Annotated in this window: 3 protein-coding genes and 2 pseudogenes; 3 read left to right on the top strand and 2 right to left on the bottom strand. The window is 69.9% G+C overall.

Going from position 1 to position 4,472, the window contains the following annotated elements; all coding sequences use genetic code 11:
* Positions 1-207: 207 nt before the first annotated feature.
* Both ABD207_RS16935 and ABD207_RS16930 read right to left on the bottom strand, forming a co-directional pair.
* Positions 208-969, bottom strand: coding sequence for a peptidase dimerization domain-containing protein (locus ABD207_RS16935; protein ID WP_344013864.1), 762 nt, complete (start codon positions 967-969; stop codon positions 208-210).
* A gap of 343 nt (positions 970-1,312) precedes the next feature.
* The gene (locus tag ABD207_RS16930; RefSeq protein WP_344013862.1) at positions 1,313-2,020 is read right to left on the bottom strand and encodes a TetR/AcrR family transcriptional regulator; all 708 of its coding nucleotides are present in this window, start codon (positions 2,018-2,020) and stop codon (positions 1,313-1,315) included.
* A 184-nt stretch (positions 2,021-2,204) separates the two neighbouring features.
* Here ABD207_RS16930 and ABD207_RS16925 point away from each other — a divergent pair, with 184 nt between their 5' ends.
* The 3 genes and pseudogenes from ABD207_RS16925 to ABD207_RS16915 form a co-directional block, all read left to right on the top strand.
* Complete coding sequence (locus tag ABD207_RS16925) at positions 2,205-3,425, top strand: saccharopine dehydrogenase family protein (RefSeq protein ID WP_344013860.1); 1,221 nt, start codon at positions 2,205-2,207, stop codon at positions 3,423-3,425.
* Positions 3,426-3,530: 105 nt separating this feature from the next.
* Positions 3,531-3,647, top strand: a pseudogene (locus tag ABD207_RS16920) (WhiB family transcriptional regulator); the annotation flags it as partial.
* A 459-nt stretch (positions 3,648-4,106) separates the two neighbouring features.
* Positions 4,107-4,472 (top strand): annotated as a pseudogene (locus ABD207_RS16915) (hypothetical protein); the annotation flags it as partial.

Below are 4,472 nucleotides of genomic sequence, written 5' to 3'. Positions count from 1 at the left end.
CTTCGGCGGCCCGCACGTCCGCTACGTCCTGGACGAGAACCCCATGAGTTTCTGATCAATACCAGACGATGTATCTCGTGGCAACCGCGATGGGCCTGGCCCCGTGCGCTCTCGGGTCTGGCGACGAGGTGGCCGGCGCACGGCTGCTTGGGCTGTCGGCGGCGTCGGAACTGGGAGTGGGCGAGTTCATGCTCGGCCGCCAGGTTTCTACAGCGGCTGGTCGCAAAGCGCGTGCTCACCGTCGCAGTCAGACGACGTGGCGTCCGTACCTCGGTCCGGAATGGGCATCCGCGTGAGAATCTCCGGGCCGGCAGTGACCGCTTCGCCCAGTCGATGACGTCGACCGGGTCTGGCCGACCTGTCCAGGAGCCCGGCAGACGTCAATGACCAGCCTCCCTTGGCGTCGGTGGAAGCGAGGTGGTGCTGCCTCTGCGTCGGCGCTCCCGAAGATCCGGTCACCAGAGATGGGACTTGTGGTATCGGATCTCGGAGCGATCCGGCACGGGCACGGGAGGTCCCCCCGAGGAGGTCGGGCACCGCCCGCTGGTAGATGGCGTACACCGTGGGCAGCTCGGCGAGGCGGGCGCGCTCGTCGATGGCGTGCGGCCCCTCGTACGGCACCCCGAAACCGGCCGCGGCCGGGATTCCCACCCCGGCGAGGAGGTTGCCGATGTTCGACGGGCCGGCGGTCTTCGCCCGCACATTCAGCCCCGCCTCGGCGGCAGCGTTCAGCAGAGCGGCGGCGGGCTGCCCGCCGCCCTCGGCGAGGCGGAAGAGCGGCCACGCGGCGACGGGCGTGACCTCGGTCGGCCGAGGGGCAGGCAGTTGGGCATCGAGCTCGGCGACGGCCTTGCGGACGAGCGTCTCGGCATCGCGGGCGTCGAAGCCGGGCGTGGTGCGCACGTCGATGTTCAGTTCGCACCGGTCCGGGACGACGGAGAAGCCCTCGCCACCGTGGAAGGAGGTCACCGACAGTTTCAGGGGAAGGGGGACGCGGAGTCCGAGTCGACACCGAGCAGGTCGGCAGAGTCCAGCAGAGGCACCACGTGGGCAGCGCGGGAGATGGCGCCCACCACGGTCCTGCTGGCCCCGGAGTGCCCGGAAGGGACGTGCACGGCGAGGCGGGACCGCCATAGGCCCCGGCCGCCGACCACGACGTCCTCCAGCCCCGGATAGCCATCATTACCCCGGCCGGACGGGCCGGCGTAACGTCGGAGGGACAGGCACGGGGACCGCCGAAGCCGCCGGTGTGCTCGTCGACGTCCTGGAGCACGGCCAGCCAGCCTTGCCCATGGTGGACCAGCACCGCCACCTAGCCGGCCACCTCCTCCAGGCGGCGGGCCGCGCTGTCAAGGAGCATGTCCAGGGCCGTCGGGTAGGCGCTGGTGACCATGCGGGTGGCCAGCAGGGGGGCCGCCTCAGCGATGCGGGGGTGGGTCTCGGCGGGGAGGCGGGCGTAGGTCGAGCGCCACATCTCCTCGTCGGAGCGGAGCGCCGCGCTGGGCAGGGCGAGGGATGCGGCGTCGAGGGCGGCGAAGGCGAGCGTGGTGTCGATGAAGGCGTGGTAGATCCGCACCGTCTCCGGCAGGGGGAAGCCGGCGGTGCGCAGCACGTCCAGCACCGCCTCGTCCGCGGCGAGCTCATGGGCGCGGCCGGTGACCCGGGAGGCGGTCAGCACCGCCGCCTGCGGATGGGAGACGTAGGCCTCGTGGATGCGCAGGCCGATGCTGCGCAGGTCCTCGCGCCACTGCCCCGTGCGCCGCCAGCCGTGCAGCGCGCGGCCGATGAGGGCGTCGCCGATCGCCAGAGTGAGGTCGTCCATGCCGCGGAAATAGCGGTAGAGCGTGCTGGGGTCGCAGTCCAGGGCGAGGCCCAGCCGGCGGGCGGTCAGGCCGGTGCTGCCGTGCTCGCGGAGCAGGCGCAGCGCGGTCTCGACGATCAGTTGCTCCGACAGCACCCGTCCGCTCTTCGTAGGCCGGCGCCGCCGCCGCTTCTCCTCGGGCACCACCGGTTTCGCCATCGCGTCCGCCTCCCGTCGTCGCGGATCGTTCTTCCGGGCCGGGCTTCGAGGGCCGGAGCCCGGAGCGCCCTTATGCCAACGCCATTGACCTTACGACACTGCCGGGCGTTGGATCTGGCTCGAGGGGCCCCTCGGCGCAATCGGCGTTTTCATGAGACGAGGACAAGGAAAGGGAGTGCGCGTGATGCGTGTACTGCTCGTGGGCGCGGGCGGCGTGGGTACGGCGATCACCCGGATCGCGGCCCGCCGGCCGTTCTTCGACCGGATGGTGGTGGCCGACTACGACCCCTCGCGTGCCGAGGCGGCGGTCTCCGCCCTCGGTGCCGACGCCGGCCGGTTCCAGGCCGAGCGGGTGGACGCCGGTGACGAGGCGCAGGTGGCGGCGCTGCTGGCGAAGCACGAGTGCGATGTGCTGCTCAACGCCACCGACCCCCGGTTCGTGATGCCGCTGTTCCGGGCCGCGCTGGGCGCCAAGGCCACCTATGTCGACATGGCGATGTCGCTGTCGAAGCCGCACCCCGAGCGGCCGTACGAGGAGTGCGGGGTGAAGCTCGGCGACCAGCAGTTCGAGCGGGCCGCGGAGTGGGAGAAGGCCGGCGCGCTGGCTCTGGTCGGCATGGGCGTGGAGCCCGGCCTGTCGGACGTCTTCGCACGGTACGCCGCCGATGAACTCTTCGACGAGATCGAGGAGATCGGCGTCCGCGACGGGGCCAACCTCACGGTGGAGGGCTACGACTTCGCACCCTCCTTCAGCATCTGGACCACCATCGAGGAGTGCCTGAACCCGCCGGTGGTGTACGAGGCGGGCCGCGGCTGGTTCACCACCGAGCCGTTCAGCGAGCCGGAGGTGTTCGACTTCCCCGAGGGCATCGGCCCGGTGGAGTGCGTGAACGTCGAGCACGAGGAGGTGCTGCTGGTCCCGCGCTGGGTGAACGCGCGCCGGGTCACCTTCAAGTACGGGCTGGGGCGGGAGTTCATCGACACGCTCAAGACGCTGCACCTGCTGGGCCTGGACCGCACCGAGCCGGTGACGGTGCCGAGCGCGCAGGGGCCCGTTCAGGTCTCCCCGCGGGACGTGGTCGCGGCCTGCCTGCCCGACCCGGCGACGCTGGGCGACCGGATGCACGGCAAGACCTGCGCCGGGACGTGGGTGCGCGGAACGAAGGACGGCGCGCCGCGCGAGGTGTACCTGTACCACGTGGTCGACAACCAGTGGTCCATGGCCGAGTACGGCTGCCAGGCGGTGGTGTGGCAGACCGCGATCAACCCCGTGGTGGCGCTGGAACTGCTCGCCACGGGCGAGTGGTCGGGGACCGGCGTGCTCGGTCCGGAGGCGTTCCCGGCGAGGCCGTTCCTGGACCTGCTGAACGCCTACGGCTCGCCGTGGGGCATGCGGGAGCAGTGACATGCCCTGTTTCACCCGTGGCCGGCAGGTCACCCGGAAGGGAGCAGAGCATCCCCGAGGGGGCTTGAGGGATGCGTTCCCGACTCCGGACACAGGTGACTTTGCATGGACAACTGGCGTGCCCGCGCTGCCTGTCGGGACGAGGGTCCCGACCTCTTCTTCCCGATCGGCACCACCGGCCCGGCCCTGGTGCAGACCGGGCAGGCCCAGGCGGTGTGCCGGCTTCTGTCGCAGGCGCTGGGTGCTCAGGCATGGCAGGAGTCCGGGCTGGGAGCCCCGACGGACGTCGACGAACTCCAGCGGAAGTTCACCAGGCTGGAGCAGCGAGACGTTGAGCTCACCGCCCAGTTGGAAGAGGCTCGGTCCGGCCTCGATGCCGCACGAGCGGCCAACCGGGACCTCACCAGAGCACTGAACCAACGCAACTGAGTCAGCAACTGACACCCGGGTCGGCGACCGGCAGTCGCCGACCCGGACGCCTCAAGTGCCTGGTCCGACCACGGCGGTCGGACTCGTGCCTGTGCTTGTCGAGTGAGATGACCGACCACTGTATCCAGTTCAGGGGTGCCGGGCCGGCAGCTGCTCCCCAGTTGCGGGGAGAGGCATTGCCGGATCCAATGGGGTATGAATCGCACCGACAGTGCTGACCCTGGGCACCCCTGATTGGAACACTCTTTCCGCGTGTCGAAGCCGCGGTACCCGGTCTGCCCGCAGAGCCACATCAGCCCGTCCGTAATCGAGGCGATCAAATCCATGGAAGCAGCGCGCAGTATCTCAGTGACCAGCAGGTCTCCGGGAAACCTGGACGTATTCACCGTCGGCTCCGACGGTGTCGTATACACCGGTTGGTGGTATGAAGGCGCAGAATGGAGCGCCATCACCAGTGACTGGCGCCCCATTGGCGGATTCTTCCCGCCCGGTGCACCCGTGACCGCCATCTCCAAGTCACCCAACAGCATTGATCTCTTTGTCACCGGTAACGACGGCCGGGTGTACACGTCGTGGTGGTACGAGGGAAACGAGTGGTCGGGCATCAACGACAACTGG

It is taken from the genome of Streptomyces thermospinosisporus (assembly GCF_039526425.1).
GTDB lineage: Bacteria > Actinomycetota > Actinomycetes > Streptomycetales > Streptomycetaceae > Streptomyces > Streptomyces thermocarboxydovorans.
This window is presented reverse-complemented; position numbering and strand designations above follow the sequence as displayed.